This window comes from Sphingomonas sp. GW821-FHT10F11 (assembly GCF_058809095.1).
Genome location: NZ_JBXASH010000006.1, coordinates 183618 through 201111 on the forward strand (window position 1 = coordinate 183618; position 17494 = coordinate 201111).

Consider the following 17494-nt stretch of genomic DNA (forward strand, 5'->3'; position numbering starts at 1 on the left):
AGAAGAAGAGAGGGGGCCCCCCGCCCCGATCGAGGTTGAGAATGATCGAAAACCAGAAGATACGCCCCGCCAAAGTCATCGGCCCGCTCGGCGAGCCGCTGACCCTGGACACGCTGCCCCCGCCCGAGACGACCCGCTGGGTCGTGCGCCGCAAGGCCGAGGTCGTGGCCGCCGTGAATGGCGGGCTGCTGTCGGTCGACGAGGTGTGCGACCGGTACGGCCTGACCGTCGAGGAATTCGCCGGCTGGCAGCGCGCGATCGACCGTTCGGGCATGCCGGGCCTGCGCGTGACGCGCATCCAGCATTACCGGTCGCTGTACGAGCGCCAGCAGAAATACTGACGCCGTCGCGTCGGAATCGCTGAAGTCCCGCGCCCCCGCGCCATTCTTCCGGAATGGTTGCGGGGGCGTCGTCGTTCAATCGAGCGAAACGCACGCGGAACAAATGCAAGCGGTCGTGAGTCTTTCCAGTCCGAACCCGGACTAGCCGGGAACAACGGAGGGAAACATGGTGGGTCTTATTGTTTGGCTCGTAGTTGGTGGCGTCGTCGGCTGGCTCGCCAGCATGGTCATGCGCACCGACGGGCAACAGGGTGTTATCCTGAACGTCGTGGTCGGCATCATCGGTTCGGTGATCGCATCCTTCCTCTTCGGAGGCGGAATCAACCAGGTCATCACCGTGACGACCTTCGTCTATTCGCTGATCGGCGCGATCATCCTGCTCGCGATCGTCAATCTGGTTCGCCGCGGCAGCGTCCGCTAAACACCAGGCCAGCGTGAAAGAAGGGCCGCCCGGGCAACCGGGCGGCCCGTTTCGTTTATTTGAGCAGGAAGCGGACGTTGACCGAGACCGTCACCTCGGTTTCGCCGGGCACGACCCGGGTCGAGGCGTCCATGCCCGCCGCCATCGCGCGATTGCTGAACATGATCGGCTGCGGCGTGCTGCCGTCATTCTGGCCCGCTTCGGAAATCGACAGGATCCGCGAGACGGTGAGGCCGGCGGCACGCGCATAGAGTTCGGCGCGGGTGCGGGCACGCTTCACCGCATCGGCGCGCGCTTCGTCGAGCGCCGCCTCGGGCTGGTCGATCGACAGAGTCGGGCCATCGATCTGATTCGCGCCCTCGGTCACCAGCGCATCGAGGATCGCACCCGCCTTGGCGATGTCGCGGAAGCGGATCGAGACGCTGTTGCTCGCCTGATAGCCGGTGACCACCGGCGGCTGCCCGTCGGTATAGCGATATTGCGGGCTGAGCGACACGCTCGCCGTGCGGTTGTCGCGCGGCGCGACGCCGGCGCGCTTCAGCGCGTCGAGCACGGCCGCCATGCGCTTGGCATTCTCGGCCAGCGCCACCGCTGCCGTCGCACCCTGGGTCACCACCCCGGCGCGAATCGTCGCGACATCGGGCACGCGGGTCGTTTCGCCCTGGGCGGTGACGTCGAGAATCGCACCGTCGGCGACGATGGTGGGGGTCACCTGCGCCGCGGCGGGCGACAGGGTGAGCGGCAGGGCGGCGAGCGCCATGGCGGTCGCAAGATAACGCATCGATAATACTCCCGAATCAGACCGGGCCGATTGGCCCGCGCGCCCTTCATATGGCGACGCGGGCCAACCTGAGCTGAACGGGCCGGCCGGTCAGCGCGCCCTGCGCGTCATCACCACGCGGTAGAGCGCCAGCAGGACGATCGCCCCCACCGTGGCGGCAAGATATGTATGCCACCAGACGCCATTGATGTTCAGACCCATCATCGGCGCAAGATAGCCGGCGAGTAACGCACCTGCGATGCCGATCAGTATCGTAACGATGAATCCTCCAGGATCCTTACCCGGCATGATCACCTTGCCGAGAATCCCGGCTACCAGACCAATCAGAATCCAGCCCAAAAAAGAGTTTGGCATCGCTTACTCCCCTAGATTGCGGCGCGCTGACGCGTCGCCGCGGCGAACGTCGCTCTCATGCTGCCGAGATGCAACTGTTTCTTTACCAGGATAAAGCCGGACTCTTGCGAAAATGGCCCGAAACGGCCATGGGCGCTCTCGCGGAAAACGACCCCTTGAGGTCGGTGACTTATTTCTATAATACAGTCTGACGATAATGACGACGCCATTGGGGCGGGACGGGGAAAGTGACGCACATGAATTACGGGCAGCCGACCTTCGGTTCTGACGATCACCTGGCGTTGCCGGGCGAGGGTCGGTCGAATCGCCGTTGGTGGATCATCGGCGCGGCGATCCTGGCGGTCCTGATCGTCATCGGCGTCTATTTCGCCATGTCGGGCGGCAAGGCCGACGGCGCGGCCACGGCCGCCGCCGCGGCCGGCGGCAAGACCGAGCAGTTGCCGACCGTCTCGGTCGCGATTCCGGGCCGCCAGGCATCGGCGCGGATCATCTCGGCCACGGGATCGCTCGCGGCGAAGCGCGAGATGCCGATCGGCGTCGCCGGCGAAGGCGGCATGGTCACGCGGGTATTGGTCGAGCCGGGCCAGTGGGTCGGCGCGGGCCAGGTGCTCGCGACGGTCGACCGCGCCGTGCAGACCCAGACCGGCGCGTCGCTCGCCGCGCAGGTCAATGTCGCGCGTTCCGACGCGGCGATCGCCCAGTCGGAACTCGACCGCGCCCAGGCGCTGGTCAATCGCGGCTTCATCTCCAAGGCCGATCTCGAGCGCAAGGCCGCCACCCGCGACGCCGCGGTGGCGCGCGTGCGTGTCGCCCAGGCGCAGCTCGCCGAGCAGAATGCCCGCACCGGCCGCCTCGACATCCGCGCCCCCGCCGCCGGCCTGGTGCTGACCCGCAGCGTGGAGCCTGGCATGGTGATCAGCTCGGGCTCCGGCACGTTGTTCCGCATGGCCAAAGGCGGCGAGATGGAAATGCGCGCTCAGCTCAGCGAGGCCGATCTGGTCGGCCTTCCGCTCGGCGTGAGCGCCGAGGTCGTGCCCGTCGGCGGCGACACCGCCTTTTCGGGCCAGGTCTGGCAGGTTTCGCCGGTCATCGACCCGCAGACCCGCCAGGGCATCGCCCGCATCGCGCTGAGCTACAACCCCGCGCTCAAACCCGGCGGCTTCGCCTCGGCGACGATCCGCCGCGGTTCCACCGACTTGCCGCAGCTGCCCAACTCGGCGATCCAAAGCGATACGAAGGGCAATTTCGTGTACGTCGTCGGGAACGACAACAAGGTCACCCGGCGTTCGGTGAAGCTCGGTGAGGTCTCCGACAACGGCGTCGCGATCGCCGAAGGCCTGACCGGCACCGAGCGCGTCGTGCTCTCGGCCGGCGCGTTCCTGAACGCCGGGCAGAAGATCAAGCCAGTCCTCCAGAAAACGCAAGGCTGACCGCCATGAGCTTTCGCAACATCTCCGCCTGGTCGATCCGGAACCCCGTTCCGTCGATCGTGCTGTTCTTCATGCTGACGGTCGCCGGCATCGTCAGTTTCAGCACGATGGAGGTGAACAACAATCCGGACATCGATTTCCCGGTGGTGATCGTCCAGATCAGCCAGCCGGGCGCGGCGCCGACCGAACTGGAGAACCAGGTCACCCAGAAGGTCGAAGCCGCGGTCCGCAGCCTGCAGGGCATCGACGAGATCAACTCGACGGTGACCGAGGGCAGCTCGGTGACCGTCGTCCAGCTCAACATCGGCACGCCGATCGACCGCGCGGTCGAGGATGTGCGCAGCGCCGTGCAGCAGATCCGATCCGACCTGCCCGACGGTATCCTCGAGCCGCAGGTGTCGCGCGCCAACACCTCGGGCGACGACCTGGCCAGCTATGCCGCGGTCGGCACCGACATGACGATCGAGCAGCTGAGCTGGTACATCGACAATAATGTCGCGAAGGAGCTGCTGTCGGTTCCCGGCATGGCGACGGTCAGCCGCAATGGCGGCGTATCGCGCGAGATCCGCATCATCCTCGATCCCGCCAAGCTCCAGTCGCAGGGCCTGACCGCGAGCCAGGTCAACCAGCAGCTGCGCCAGGTGAACCTCAACGCCGCCGGCGGCCGCGCCGAGATCGCGGGTTCCGAACAGTCGGTCCGCGTGCTCGGCAACGCCAGGAACGCCTATGATCTCGGCCAGACCCAGATCGCGGTCGGCGGCGGCCGCACGGTCAAGCTGGCGGACATCGCCCAAGTTCGCGATCTCTATGCCGAGCAGCGCTCCGCCTCCGAGATGAACGGCCGCCAGGTGCTGAGCTTCGACTTCCAACGCTCCAAGGGCGCGTCGGACGTGTCGGTGTACAAGGGCGCCAAGGAAAAGCTGGCCGCGCTCGAGAAGCGCAATCCGAAGGTCCATTTCCAGCTGATCTTCAACGAAGTGAAATATGCCGAGCAGCAATATCACTCGGCGATGGAGGCGATGATCGAGGGCGCGGTACTCGCCGTGCTCGTCGTGTTCCTGTTCCTGCGTGACTGGCGCTCGACGATCATCTCGGCGCTTGCCATCCCGCTGTCGGCGATCCCGACCTTCTGGTTCATGGATCTGCTCGGCTTCAACCTGAACCAGATGACCCTGCTCGCGCTCAGCCTGGTAGCGGGTGTGTTGGTCGACGATGCGATCGTCGAGATCGAGAACATCGTCAGACATATGCGCATGGGCAAGACGGCCTATCAGGCATCGATCGATGCCGCGGACGAGATCGGCCTGGCGGTGCTGGCCACCACCATGTCGATCGTCGCGGTGTTCCTGCCGGTCGGCCTGATGCCGGGCGTCTCGGGCCAGTTCTTCAAGAATTTCGGCCTGACCGTCGTCGTCTCGGTGCTGATGAGCCTTGCCGTCGCGCGCCTCGTGACGCCGATGATCGCCGCCTATTTCCTGAAGGCGCATGGACAGGCCAAGCATGGCGAAGGCCGCATGATGGACATGTACATGTCCACGCTGAAATGGACGCTGCGGCATCGCTGGTCGGCGATCGTCGGCGGCGTCGCCTCGTTCGCGCTGACCATCGTGCTGTTCGGCACCTTGCCGATGACCTTCCAGCCCGACCAGGACCAGGACGCCAGCACCGTGAACGTCGAGATGGTGCCCGGCACCACGCTCGACGAAACCAAGCTTGTCGTGCGACGCGTCGCCGACTTCATGCAGAAGCAGCCCGACGTCGAATCGGTCTATTCGCGCGCCTTTGTCGGCAACGGCCGAGTCACCGCCATCTTCAAAGAGAAGAAGACGATGAAGAGCACCGAGTTCGAGCGGTCGCTCGCACCGGAGCTGGCGAAGATCCCCGATGCCCGGGTTTCGTTCCGGTCGAACAATGGCTGGGGCGGCAGCGGCCGCGACCTGACCATCACGCTCGGCGGCGACGACCCCGCGCAGCTGACCGCGACCGCGGTGAAGATCGTCGAGCAGATGGGCAAGCTCCCCTCGCTGGTCGCGCCGCGCATCACCGGCGACCTGAAGCGGCCCGAGATCGTCATCTCGCCGCGCATGGACCTGGCCGCCAATCTCGGCGTGACGACCCAGGCTTTGTCCTCGGCGATCCGCATCGCGACCTTGGGCGACATCGACCAGAACAGCGCGAAATTCTCGCTGTCCGATCGCCAGATCCCGATCCGCGTCGCGCTCGACCAGAATGCGCGTCAGCGACTGTCGACGATCCAGAACCTGCCGGTGCAGACCTCGACCGGGAGTTCGGTCCCGCTGAGCCTCGTCGCCGAGATCGGCTTCGGCGCCGGCCCGACCAAGATCGACCGAGTCGCGCAGCAGCGTCAGATCACCATCGGCGCCGACCGCGGCAACGGCCCCAATGGCAAGCAGATCGTCTCAAGCGAAGCGATGAAGCAGATCCATGCCCTGCCGGCGATGAAGAACCTGCCGGTCGGCATCAGCGAGCTGACCCTGGGCCAGGCCAAGTGGCAGCAGGAGATGATCAACAACTTCATCGTCGCGGTGGTGGCGGGCATCTTCCTCGTCTTCGCCGTGCTGGTGCTGCTGTACCGCCGCCTGTTGCCGCCCTTCGTCAACATGCTGTCGCTGCTGGTGGCGCCGCTCGGCGGCCTGCTCGGGCTGCTGGTGACGGGCAATCCGGTGTCGATGCCGGTCTATATCGGCATCCTCATGCTGCTCGGCATCGTCGCCAAGAATTCGATCCTGCTGATCGACTTCGCGCTGGAGGAAATGGGCAAGGGCGTCGATACCGCGGTCGCGATCATCGACGCCGGGCACAAGCGCGCCCAGCCGATCGTCATGACCACGGTCGCGATGGTCGCGGGCATGGTACCGACCGCGCTGTCGCTGAGCGGTGACGGATCGTGGCGCGCGCCGATGGGCATCGTCGTGATCGGCGGCCTCACCCTCTCGACCGTGCTGACCCTGCTGATCGTTCCGGCGAGCTTCAGCCTGGCGGTGGGCATCGAACGCTGGATCGGGCCGAAGCTCGGCCGCCGCCTGCTCACCTATCGTCCGGGCGACGATGGGCGGCCGGTGATCGACCATGAACCGACTCCGCAGATCGGCCGGAAGCCGGCGACGATCGTCCATCGTTCCGGTGACGACGAACCCCAGCCCGCCGAATGAGGCGTGGATCCGGCCCCGTGACTCGTCGGGGCCGGATGCCGAATCGACTCCGCACTTGAACAATCCCGGCTTTCGGGGATTGTTTCGGACATGAAGCTGCTCGCCCGCGTACCTCGTAACGGGGAACCGACCCCTACGGGCCTGCGCCGGATGCGCTGGATCGCCACCGGGCTGCTCGTGCTGATGGCGGGAACCTTCCTCGCTGCCCGCGCGATCGGCCCCGTCCATCCCGCCATCGGTTTCATCCGGGCCTTTGCCGAGGCGGCGATGGTCGGCGGCCTGGCCGACTGGTTCGCGGTCACCGCCTTGTTCCGCCATCCGCTCGGCCTGCCGATCCCGCACACCGCGATCATCCCGCGCAACAAGGATCGCATCGGCGAAACGCTCGCCGCCTTTCTGCGCGATAATTTCCTCGTGCCCGGCGTCGTTGCGCGGCGCATGCGCCAGGTCGATGTCGCCGGCGCGGCGGGCCGCTGGCTGGCGAGCCCCGCTGGGACGCAAGGGCGCTTGCGCAAGGGCGCCTCGCGCCTCGCCGCCGACATGCTCGACGCGTTCGACCAGCAAAGGCTGGGCGGCATGGTCAAGACCACGATCGGCCAGCGCCTGCGCGCGCTCGACATGTCGCCCTTGCTCGGCCAGGCGCTGACCGCGGCGATCGCCGAGGGACGGCACGCGCCCCTGCTCGACGGCATCATCCGCTGGGCGGCCAAGGTGCTGGCGGCGAACGAGCATATGATCCGCGCGATGGTGCATGAGCGCGCCGGATCGGTGATGCGCTGGACCGGGCTCGACGAGACGCTTGCCAACAAGATCATCGATGGCCTGGACAATCTGATCCACGACATGGCCGAGGACCCCGGCCATCCGCTCCGCGCCAAGGCCGAGGAAGGCCTCGCCGCGCTCGCTTATGACCTGCAGCATGACGAGAAGATGCGCGCCCGGGTCGAGGCGCTGAAGGCCGAGATCATCGACAACCCCGCCATGCAGCGCTGGCTCGACGGGCTGTGGGAGCAGGCGCGCGCCGCCATGCTGCGCATCGCCCGCGACCCCGATGCAGCGCTGACCGGGCAGCTCGGCGACGCGCTGCGCCAGCTTGGCGAGACGGTCCAGCGCGATGCGATGCTGCGCGCGACGATCAACCGCTTCGTCCGCCGCACCGCGGTCGGCATGGCCGCCGACTATGGCGACGGCATCGTCCGGCTCGTCTCCGAGACGGTACGGGGCTGGGATGCGCGTACCATCACGCGCCGGTTGGAGAATGCGGTCGGCAAGGACCTGCAATATATCCGGGTCAACGGCACGCTGGTCGGCGGGCTGGTCGGCCTGATCATCCACAGCGTGGATATGCTGCTATGAGAGTCTGTTTGAAAATGCGCCGTAAGCGCATTTTTGCGGTACCGCCTCCAAAATTCGCCCTTCCGCGAATTTTGGAACAGATTCTGGGCCACTATCGCTCCCAGTCGATAATCGGCCAGCCCTTTTCCCGGGCGAGCGCCCTGAGCGGCCCATGCGCGTTAACCGCGAACGGTTCGTCGGCCCAGTCGAGCACGGGCGCGTCCGACACGTGATCGGAATAGAAACGGATCGCCGCATCGGCCCGGTCGATAGCGTTCGCCGCCATCCAGGCCTGGATCATGCGGAGCTTGGCGGGGCCGTAGCAATTCTCCCCCGCGATCCGCGCGCGCAGCCGGTCGCCGGCGCGCTCCACCTCGGTGCCGATCACGTCGTCAAAGCCGAGCCGCTGCGCGATCGCGCTGGCATAGAAGCGGTAGGAAGCCGTCGCCATCACCAGCCGGTATCCCGCCGCCTTGTCCGCGGCGATCTGCGCGCGGGCGCCGGCGAAGATGCCGGAGGCAACGACCGAATCAGCGAACCGCTCGGCCGCCCGCCTTGCGTCGGTGTCGCGCATCCTGTGGCCGAGCAGCAGGCGCTGCGTGATCTGTTTCAGCCGCGCGCGATCGATCGCCTTCACCGCATAGGCACCGGCCGCCGCGCCGGCGAGCGGCAGCAGGGCCAGCCGCCACGGGGCCAGATGCCGCGCCGTACGGATAAGGAACGACGTCCAGGTCGGCGCGTGCGTGATCGTCTTGTCCATGTCGTAGATGGCAAGCTTGTGCGGGGCGGGTATCGGCATCGCCTCACCCTATGCACGGTGCGGCTTGCCGATCCAGCGCGATTGCACCAATGGTGCCCGCGATGAACGAGATGGCCGCCTTCTCGAACGACAGCGCCGCTGACGGCGGCGTCCTGCGTTTCACCGGCAATCTCTCGCTGGCGCAGATCGGCGACCTGCCCGAGCGGCTGCGCAGCCATAGCGGCCCGGTCGGGGTGATCGACCTGAGCGGAATCGACCGGATCGACACGATCGGCGCCTGGCTGATCCACCGCTTCGCCGCCCAGCACGGCGCCCGGATCGAAGGGCTGAACCCCGACAGCATGCACCTCCTCCAGCAGGTCGAGGCAGCGGACCAGCACGTCGCGATGCGGCCGGCCGTCGAGTCCGGCTTCGTCCGCGTGGTCGGCGAGGTCGGCGACGCGATCGTGATAGGGCTGAGAACGCTGTACGGCCTGCTCGGTTTTCTCGGCGCGACGGTGATCGCGTTCGGCAACGTCATCCGCTATCGCCGCTTCCGCTTCAACGCGACGGTCCAGCGCTTCGAGGTGGTCGGCGTCACCGCGCTCGGCATCATCGGGCTGATGAGCTTCCTGATCGGCATCGTCATCGGTCAGCAGGGCGCCGTCCAGCTGCGCCAGTTCGGCGCCGAAGTCTTCACGATCAACCTGATCGGCCGGATCACCCTGCGCGAGCTCGGTGTGCTGATGACCGCGATCATGGTCGCCGGCCGCTCGGGCTCCGCCTTCGCCGCGCAGATCGGCACGATGAAGCTGACCGAGGAAATCGACGCGATGCGCACGATCGGCGTGTCGCCGATGGAGGCGCTGGTGCTGCCGCGCGTCATCGCGGCGGTGGTGATGATGCCACTGCTCGGTTTCTACGCCTCGCTCATCTCGATCATCGGCGGCGGGCTGTTCTGCTGGATCTCGCTCGGCATCCCGCCGATCACCTTCGTCCAGCGCATCCGCGAGGTCGTGCCGATCACCGATCTGTGGGTCGGGCTGGTCAAGGCGCCGGTGTTCGGCGCGATCATCGCCATCGCCGGCTGCTTCCAGGGCATGCAGGTCGAGGCCGATGCCGAGCAGGTCGGCCTGCGCACCACCTCCGCGGTCGTCCAGGCGATCTTCCTGGTGATCGTGCTCGACGCTTTCTTCGCCGTCTTCTTCACCTGGATCGGCTGGACATGAGCCCGGGCGCGAGCGGCGAGACCGTCATCTGCGTGCGGGGACTGAAGAACAGCTTCGGCGAACAGATCGTGCATGACGGGCTCGACCTGGACGTGAAGCGCGGCGAGATCTTCGGCGTGGTCGGCGGCTCCGGCACCGGCAAGTCGGTGCTGATGCGGTCGATCATCGGCCTGCAGGTGCCCGACGAGGGCGAGATCACGGTGTTCGGCGAAAACACGGTCAACCTCGACGAGAATGAAGCGGTCAATATCCGCAAGCGCTGGGGCGTGCTGTTCCAGGGTGGCGCGCTGTTCTCCACGCTGACCGTGGCCGAGAACACCCAGGTGCCGCTGCGCGAATTCTATCCCAAGCTCGACCAGGCGCTGCTCGACGAGATCGCCGCCTACAAGGTGGTGATGACCGGCCTGCCGGCCGATGCCGGCCCGAAATTCCCCGCCGAGCTGTCGGGCGGCATGCGCAAGCGCGCCGGCCTGGCGCGTGCCCTGGCGCTCGACCCGGAACTGCTGTTCCTCGACGAGCCGACCGCCGGGCTCGACCCGATCGGCGCCGCGGCATTCGACGAGCTGATCGCCTCGCTCCAGCAGACCATGGGGCTGACGGTCTTCCTGATCACGCATGATCTCGATACGCTGTACGCGATCTGCGACCGTGTCGCGGTGCTCGCGGACCAGAAGGTGATCGCGGTCGGCACGATCGACGAGCTTCTCGCGTTGGACCATCCGTGGATCCAGGCATATTTCAGGGGCCCGCGCGGCCGGGCGGCCACCGCAACGCTTGAGCACAAGCAGCATGCGGAACAGGCGGCCAAAAGGGCGACCGAACATACAGGGGCTAAGGACTGATGGAAACCCGATCGAACCATGTCCTGGTGGGCGCCGTCGTGCTGATCCTGCTCGCCGTGCTCGCCATCTTCACCGTGTGGATCGCGCGGCTGAGTGGCAGCTCCGAGAAGGAGTATGACATTTTCTTCAAGCAGTCGGTCGACGGGCTGAACAAGGGATCGACGGTCGCCTTTTCGGGCGTGCCCTCGGGCCAGGTGAAGGAGATCGCGCTGTGGAAGCCCGATCCGCAGTTCGTCCGCGTGCGCATCAGCGTGAACGACGAGACGCCGGTGCTGCAGGGCACCACCGCGACGATCCAGGGCGTCGGCTTCACCGGCGTCAGCGAGATCCAGCTCGACGGTGCGATCAAGGGCATGCCGCCGATCAGCTGCCCCGAGATCAAGCCCGAGAATGACTGTCCGTTCGGCGTGCCGGTCATTCCGCCCAAGCAGGGCGGACTGGGCGCACTGCTCAACTCGGCGCCGAAGCTGCTCGAGCGGCTGTCGACCCTGACCGAACGCCTGACCGAGATGCTGTCGGACAAGAACCAGGCTTCGATCACCGGCATCCTGGCCAATACCAACAGGCTGACCGGTGCACTGGCCGATCGCGGACCGGAGATCGCGGCGACGATCGCCGAGACCCGAGTCGCGATCCAGAAGGCCGGCGACGCAGCGCAGCAGATCGGCAAGCTTGCGGACACGACCAATGGGGTGATGGCCGGCGATGTGAAGCCGGCGATGCAGAACCTCAACAAGGCGGTCGCGTCCGCACAGCACAGCATGGAGACGCTCGACACGGTGCTCAACGATGCGCGGCCCGGCATCCAGTCCTTCTCCAAACAGACCATGCCGGAGGTCGGGCAGCTCGTCCGCGATCTGCGCGTGATGTCGGCCGCGCTCACCTCGGTCGCCGAGAAGATCGATCAGGGCGGCGCCGGCTCGCTGGTCGGCGGACCGAAGCTTCCGGATTACAAGGGTAAGACGAAATGAGGTCCATGATGCGCACCAACGCCCTCTGGCGCACCCTCAGGCCCGCGCTCGCGCTGCTGGCAACGGCACCGCTTGCCGGCTGCATCAGCTTCGGCGCCAAGCCGCCGCCCTCGCTGCTGACCATCACGTCGGCTGCGTCGATCCCGGCAGGCCAGACCCAGTCGTCCGCGACGGCGGGGACGATCATCATCCTGGTGCCGGCCGTCTCCCAGGCGCTCGCCACCCAGCGTGTACCGGTACAGACCAGCGCGACCGACCTTGCCTATATCGTCAACGCGCAGTGGGTGGAGCCGCCCGCCCGGCTGTTCGCCCGGCTGCTGTCCGACACGGTGAGCGCAAAGACCGGCCGCGTGGTGCTCGGCGCCCAGTCGATGGCCGATCCCGGCGCGCGCCTGTCCGGCGAGCTCCGCGCCTTTGGTATCGAGGCGGGATCGCGCCAGGCGGTGGTGACCTATGACGCGGCGCTGACCCGCAAGGACGGCAATGTCGTCGAGAAGCGCCGGTTCGAGGCGCGTGTGGCGGTTTCGGCGATCGAGCCGGGCCCGGCGGGCGTCGCGATCAACCAGGCGGCCAACCAGGTCGCGGCGGAGGTTGCCGACTGGATCGGCCGCTGACGGCAATTTCTCCAACAGGGCGGACCTGTTCCGCCTGTTTTTTGGCATTTATTTTTTCTGCACCTGTTATGTTGGATTTTGCGTCCTATTTTCCTGTTCTGAATCAGTGACTTGAACCGATCCACCTGTTATTCGATTAACAGGCGGGGAACAGGTGAATAAACAGGTGCGATTCCGCGATTAACAGGTTGAAAGAGCCGACACGGACCGCACAGTGCGGCACGAGTCGAGCAGGACCCTAGCGGCGATTCGACGGGTTTTGAATCGAACGGCCGATTATTCCGAACGCGCTATTTTGCCCCAACGCGGCGAGTCGCCAGCGGCAGGTCGCAGATGTCGATACCGCCCAACCCGACCGTCGGGGCCGCCGGGTTCTCCCGAAGCTTGATGTAAGCCGCGAAGCGCGCATTGTCGGTCGAGCGATATTCGAATTTCGGCCGCTCGTCCGCCGGCATCTCGCTCGCCAGCCGTACCGAGACGATCGTCGTCCGCTCGGGCTCGGTCGCATAGACGCCCATCGCGGCGTCGCTGCGCGGCATGGCCGACATGTATTTCATGCCCTCGATGATGCGGCCGACAATGGTGTAGTTGCGGTCGAGCCGCCGCGCCGCGCCGCTGATCGGGGTGAACAGCTCGGCCCCGCTGCCGGTCTTGGGCAGGGCGTCGCGCGCCACGCCGACCGTGCCGTAGCAATGCGGCATCCAGGCGGCCTTGCCGTCGGTCGCGATCGGCCAGCCGTCGGCGGTGACGCCGGAGGCGGTCGAATAGGCGTCGCCGCGGCTCAGCCGCTGCGCCGCGTCGAACGCCGGGATATCGAATTCCGTCGCCAGCGGTTCGACCACGCCGGGGGCGAGCGGCTTCTTCTCGGTCGCGTCGCCCCATTGGGTCACCCAGTTTTCCTGCACCCGGTAGACGCTGGTATCGTCCCACCAATGCGCCAGCGCGAGCTTGCGGACATTGGCGACATGCTCGGGCGCGAAGCGCGGGGCGAGCCGGATCATGACGACGCGGTTGCCGCCCAGGGTCACGACCATCAGCTCGTCATCGGGGATCGGGCGCCAGTCGGCGGCGATCGCATCGGAGGGAAGCGGCGGCGCCGGCGGTGCGGGCGCGGCCTGGGCGCCGGCGAGCAGCGCGAGGAGGGGGATCAGCATGGCACCATCCTGGCATGAAGCCCCGCGCCCGCGCAATCGCCCGCGGCTTGCGCGCCCGCCCGTCACCCTCTAGGGGGCTGCGTTCCAGGGAATGCGGAGCGGTGGCCGAGTGGTCGAAGGCGCTCGCCTGGAAAGTGAGTATACGTCAAAAGCGTATCGAGGGTTCGAATCCCTCCCGCTCCGCCAACATCTGAAATTTCCATTGCGAAGTCAGGTTCTTAACCGAATGACTGCTTGACGGTCCCAATTCGGTCCCCTTGGGGAATCCTGGAGGTCGCGGGCAACGGCCAGCCGGCCTCGAAGCGGTCGCTGTCGAGCATCGAGATGTCGACGACTGGGAGGAGGTAGGACTCGGTCATTTCCTCCGCCGATAACAGGTAACAGGCCCGAACGGGCATAGCGGCAGACACGTTGATATTATGTTTTGCATCAATCTGATCTATGACCAGGCGGCGACCCGTGCGATCCGTGATGGCGCAGGCACAGCTGGGCGGCAGGTCGGCCGGGTAAGGGAAGGCGATGCATGAGCGATCCGACGCCGTTGACTGACAAGAAGTTCGCGAGCCGTGTCGACTGGAACCTGATGCGGACTTTCGTGGACATCGTTCGGGCCGGCGGCATCGGGGCGGCCGCGCGGCAACTCAATCGACAGCAGCCTAGCATCAGCGCCGCGCTCAAACGGCTCGAGGAGCATGTCGGCGCCAGCCTGCTGCGCCGCACCGCCAACGGCGTGGAGATGACCGCGGCCGGGAAGGCGATGATGGCGCTGTGCGAGGACATGCTGGAATCGGCCAGGATGGTGCCGCACCAGATCGCGCAAGCGACGAAGCGCGTCGAAGGCATCGTCCGCATCCAGATCGTGTCGGGACTCGTGTCGCTCGAGTTCGACGAGGCCATTGCCAGCTTCCACCGGCGCAATCCCGAGATCCACATCGAGATCCGGGTCTCGCCATGGCGCCAGGTGCTCGATGCGCTCGAGCGGGGCGAAGTGGAGATCGGCGTCGGCTATGACAACAGCGTTCGCGGAAGCCTGATGTACGAACCGTTGCTGGTGGAGCGCCAACAGCTCTATTGCGCACGAAGCCACCCCTATTTCGGCCACCGTGTGAGCCGGTTCAACGAGCTCAAGGATGAGGGGTTCGTGCTGACCGGCGACGACGAGATCGAATTGATCACCCAGCTGCGCCGCCGCTATCGGCTGGGCACGGAAGTGAACGGACTGGCGGAGGACATAAACGAGGCGCGGCGCCTGATCGTCCACGGGGTCGGCATCGGATTCCTCCCGATCTATGTTGCCGAGAATGACGTGGCCAAGGGAAAGCTCTGGCCGATGCTCCATGCCGACTTCGAGCCATTCTACGACATTTTTCTCCTCGCTCGCTCCCAGCCGGCGCGGGACACCGCCACGCAGCTTTTTTGGGATGAGGTGATCAGGCGCATCCGCGCACAGCAGAGGTCATAGAATCCATCTATGCCTTTCATCGTAAGTTTGTGCCTGCCCTCATGACGCATCGCAGCGCAGACTGGAGGCTCTGACCGGAGCTGCGGCGATGCAAAGCATGAAGAACAAGGTCTTCAACCTGATCCCGCCCGCGATGATCGCCATGGTGCTGATATTCTGGGCATTCGGCCCCGAGGCGTTGCTCAAGAATCCCTGGACGCTCATCATGGTGTCGCCCCTCATCACGATAACCGTCCTGCTGCTCGAGCTGGTCAATGAGCGGCATGCCGGCTGGCGCATGAACAAGCAGGAGTTCTTCACCGACCTTTTTTATTCCGTCCTGTATGCGACCGTGATTGCGTGGATCGCCGAGAAAGTGGCCGAAGACCCGTTGAAGGCCGCCAAGGCATCGCTGGGCATTTCCACCGAATGGGCCATGCACCTGCCATGGCTCGTGCAGGTCATGCTGGTGATCTTCCTCATCGAGTTCGGCCAATATTGGATGCACCGGCTGATGCATAATTGGCATCCGTTCTGGCTGACCCACGCGCCGCATCATCACATCACGCAGTTGAATGCGGCAAAGGGCGCCGTCGGCAATCCCATCGAGCTGTTTCTGATCAGCCTCAGCGTGGTTGCGCTGTTCGACCTGGATAAAACGGCCATGTTCGCTGCATTCGGTACGATGAATGTGGTGTCGACCTTCGCCCACGCCAATGTCCGCTCCGACCCGCCGATCTGGTATTCGTTCTTCTTCACGACGATCCGGCACCACAGCCTGCATCATTCGACCGACTATGACAGCACCCGGTCCAACTTCGGCAATTCGCTGATCCTGCTCGATCGCATATTCGGCACCTATCGCGACGGCGAAGGCGTGCTTGTGGGCCAGGACGACCGCAGGCGCCTGTCGATCTGGGAGCAGACGCTGTTCCCCTTCCAGCCGATGATCGATGCCTACAAGGCCTGGCGGGCAGCATCCGGGTCTGCCGGCGGGCTGCCTGCGAGCGGACCGCTGGCGCCCGGCGATGTCCCTGGCAGCGAGGCCCGGGATAGCGTGGGAGGCACGGCGACCGCATGACGGCCGCGCGCCCGGGACAGATCAGCGCGGCGCGCCGCGCGCTTTCCCGGGGTGACCTCAATGCGACCCACCAGTTTGCCGCGACGCTGGTGGCCGAAGATCCCAAGGATGCCGAAGGGCACTTTCTCCTGGGCATCGCGGAATCGAGCGCCGGTCGCGTTCAGGCCGGCATCCAGCATGTCGGCAGGGCGGTAGCCCTCGATCCGCAGGGCGAATATCGCGCGCAACTGGCCAAGCTCTTCACGCTCGTTCGCCGGGACGGCGATGCGGCAGCGACGCTCCACGATGCCGAACAGGCGCTGCCCAGCGATGCGCTCAGCCGCGATACGATGGGCTGCGTCTATGCCCGCCTTGGCGACCATCTGGCGGCGCTCACCCATTTTACCGAAGCGGTGGGGCTCGAGCCCCGAAACACCGAATATCGCTACAATCTGGCGGCGACCCTCAATTTTCTGGGCCGGACCGACGAGGCCGACGCAGCGCTGGAGGCGTTGATCGCCCTGGCGCCGGGGGATGCCCGCGCCCATCACCTCCTCGCCGGGCTGCGCAAGCAGACGCCGGCGCGAAATCACGTCGAGCGGCTCGTTCGGACACATGCCGGGTCGCGGGACGGGCGCGGGAGACTGCTGCTCGGCTATGCGCTGGCGAAGGAGCTGGAGGATATCGGCCGGCCGGGCGAGGCGCTGGACAGGCTTTGCGCGGCGAATGCCGAACATCGCAGGACGCTACCCTATAGCTTCGCGCGCGACGCCGCAGTCTTCGACGCAATCGAAGCGAACTGGCCGAAGCAGGCGGCGGCGCCTGCGACCCAGGTGCCCGCGGACGCGCCGATCTTCATCATCGGCATGCCGCGCACCGGCACCACTCTGGTCGACCGTATCCTCTCGTCGCATCCGGACGTCGAAAGCGCGGGCGAGCTACAGGCCATGCCCCTCGCGGTGAAGAAGGGGGCGGGCACGCGCAGCCCCATGGTAATCGACCCCGAAACGATCGCCGCGGCCACGATCAGCGACATGGGGGCGGTCGGGCGCGATTACCTGCAGCGCGCACGTCATCACCGACGCGACCCCGCCCTCCGGTTCACGGACAAGTTTCCGGGCAATTTTCTGTATGCGGGGTTCATCGCGCAGGCGCTGCCCTCGGCCAGGATCGTCTGCCTGCGCCGCCATCCCATGGACACCGTGCTCAGCAATTTCCGCAATCTGTTCGCGGTCAGCTCGCGCTATTACGACTATAGCTACGATCTCCTCGACATCGCCGCCTATTATGTCCGCTTCGATCGGCTGATGAGCCTGTGGCGCGAGGCCCTGCCGGGCCGCGTGATCGAAGTGCGCTACGAGGATCTGGTCGCCGACCAGGAAGGGGAAACCCGGCGGCTCCTGGCCCATTGCGGACTCGCATGGTCGGACGACTGCCTGTCGTTCCACACCAACCATGCCCCGGTTTCGACCCCCAGCGCCGCGCAGGTCCGCCGACCGATCTACCGGGACTCGGTTGCGCGGTGGAAGCAGCACGCAGCGATCCTGGAGCCCGTCCAACGCTTCTTCGAAGAAGCCGGCATCGATCTCGACTGAACAGGAGAACACGC

Annotated in this window: 16 protein-coding genes and 1 tRNA gene; 13 read left to right on the top strand and 4 right to left on the bottom strand. The window is 66.0% G+C overall.

What is annotated here, in order from left to right; translation table 11 throughout:
- Positions 1–41 precede the first annotated feature (41 nt).
- Positions 42–341, top strand: a complete 300-nt coding sequence (gene sciP / locus AC1RT8_RS17960) for a CtrA inhibitor SciP (protein WP_272624352.1) — start codon at positions 42–44, stop codon at positions 339–341.
- Between the two features lie 169 nt (positions 342–510).
- Positions 511–762, top strand: coding sequence for a GlsB/YeaQ/YmgE family stress response membrane protein (locus tag AC1RT8_RS17965; protein ID WP_478034248.1), 252 nt, complete (start codon positions 511–513; stop codon positions 760–762).
- Between the two features lie 55 nt (positions 763–817).
- Here AC1RT8_RS17965 and AC1RT8_RS17970 read toward each other — a convergent pair whose 3' ends face one another.
- Entirely contained in the window at positions 818–1543 is a 726-nt protein-coding gene (locus tag AC1RT8_RS17970) for an SIMPL domain-containing protein (protein WP_493077113.1), read from the bottom strand.
- 90 nt (positions 1544–1633) lie between these two features.
- Positions 1634–1897 (bottom strand): GlsB/YeaQ/YmgE family stress response membrane protein, encoded by a 264-nt coding sequence (locus AC1RT8_RS17975; RefSeq protein ID WP_493077115.1) that lies wholly within the window; start codon positions 1895–1897, stop codon positions 1634–1636.
- Positions 1898–2133: 236 nt separating this feature from the next.
- On the opposite strand from AC1RT8_RS17975, the gene AC1RT8_RS17980 reads away from it, so the two are divergent.
- From AC1RT8_RS17980 to AC1RT8_RS17990, 3 genes are all read left to right on the top strand, one after another.
- On the top strand, positions 2134–3327 hold the full coding sequence (locus AC1RT8_RS17980; protein ID WP_493077117.1) for an efflux RND transporter periplasmic adaptor subunit: 1194 nt from the start codon (positions 2134–2136) through the stop codon (positions 3325–3327).
- 5 nt (positions 3328–3332) lie between these two features.
- Positions 3333–6500 (top strand): efflux RND transporter permease subunit, encoded by a 3168-nt coding sequence (locus tag AC1RT8_RS17985; protein ID WP_493077119.1) that lies wholly within the window; start codon positions 3333–3335, stop codon positions 6498–6500.
- A 90-nt stretch (positions 6501–6590) separates the two neighbouring features.
- Positions 6591–7856 (top strand): DUF445 domain-containing protein, encoded by a 1266-nt coding sequence (locus tag AC1RT8_RS17990; RefSeq protein ID WP_493077120.1) that lies wholly within the window; start codon positions 6591–6593, stop codon positions 7854–7856.
- 91 nt (positions 7857–7947) lie between these two features.
- Here the strand turns inward: AC1RT8_RS17990 and AC1RT8_RS17995 are convergent, their stop codons facing one another.
- Positions 7948–8634: an HAD family hydrolase gene (locus AC1RT8_RS17995; protein ID WP_493077122.1), complete on the bottom strand. Its 687-nt coding sequence runs from the start codon at positions 8632–8634 to the stop codon at positions 7948–7950.
- Between the two features lie 62 nt (positions 8635–8696).
- On the opposite strand from AC1RT8_RS17995, the gene AC1RT8_RS18000 reads away from it, so the two are divergent.
- Genes AC1RT8_RS18000 through AC1RT8_RS18015 form a run of 4 tightly spaced genes read left to right on the top strand, consistent with a single transcriptional unit; the run spans position 8697 to position 12230 of the window.
- Positions 8697–9803, top strand: a complete 1107-nt coding sequence (locus tag AC1RT8_RS18000; RefSeq protein WP_493077124.1) for an ABC transporter permease — start codon at positions 8697–8699, stop codon at positions 9801–9803.
- The gene (locus tag AC1RT8_RS18005) at positions 9800–10645 is read left to right on the top strand and encodes an ABC transporter ATP-binding protein (RefSeq protein WP_493077125.1); all 846 of its coding nucleotides are present in this window, start codon (positions 9800–9802) and stop codon (positions 10643–10645) included. Before AC1RT8_RS18000 ends, AC1RT8_RS18005 begins: the two co-directional genes overlap by 4 nt.
- A complete protein-coding gene (locus AC1RT8_RS18010; RefSeq protein ID WP_493077126.1) occupies positions 10645–11616 on the top strand; it encodes an MlaD family protein in 972 nt (323 codons plus the stop codon). The genes AC1RT8_RS18005 and AC1RT8_RS18010 overlap by 1 nt, the downstream gene beginning before the upstream one ends.
- Before the next feature lie 8 nt (positions 11617–11624).
- On the top strand, positions 11625–12230 hold the full coding sequence (locus AC1RT8_RS18015; protein WP_493077128.1) for an ABC-type transport auxiliary lipoprotein family protein: 606 nt from the start codon (positions 11625–11627) through the stop codon (positions 12228–12230).
- 290 nt (positions 12231–12520) lie between these two features.
- Here AC1RT8_RS18015 and AC1RT8_RS18020 read toward each other — a convergent pair whose 3' ends face one another.
- Complete coding sequence (locus AC1RT8_RS18020; protein ID WP_493077129.1) at positions 12521–13384, bottom strand: peptidylprolyl isomerase; 864 nt, start codon at positions 13382–13384, stop codon at positions 12521–12523.
- Positions 13385–13479: 95 nt separating this feature from the next.
- On the opposite strand from AC1RT8_RS18020, the gene AC1RT8_RS18025 reads away from it, so the two are divergent.
- The 4 genes from AC1RT8_RS18025 to AC1RT8_RS18040 all read left to right on the top strand — a co-directional run bounded on the left by AC1RT8_RS18025 (position 13480) and on the right by AC1RT8_RS18040 (position 17480).
- Positions 13480–13570 (top strand) — tRNA-Ser (locus AC1RT8_RS18025).
- Between the two features lie 337 nt (positions 13571–13907).
- Positions 13908–14846, top strand: coding sequence for a LysR family transcriptional regulator (locus AC1RT8_RS18030; protein WP_493077131.1), 939 nt, complete (start codon positions 13908–13910; stop codon positions 14844–14846).
- A 97-nt stretch (positions 14847–14943) separates the two neighbouring features.
- Positions 14944–15906: a sterol desaturase family protein gene (locus AC1RT8_RS18035; RefSeq protein ID WP_493077132.1), complete on the top strand. Its 963-nt coding sequence runs from the start codon at positions 14944–14946 to the stop codon at positions 15904–15906.
- Complete coding sequence (locus AC1RT8_RS18040) at positions 15903–17480, top strand: tetratricopeptide repeat-containing sulfotransferase family protein (RefSeq protein WP_493077134.1); 1578 nt, start codon at positions 15903–15905, stop codon at positions 17478–17480. The genes AC1RT8_RS18035 and AC1RT8_RS18040 overlap by 4 nt, the downstream gene beginning before the upstream one ends.
- Positions 17481–17494 lie beyond the last annotated feature (14 nt).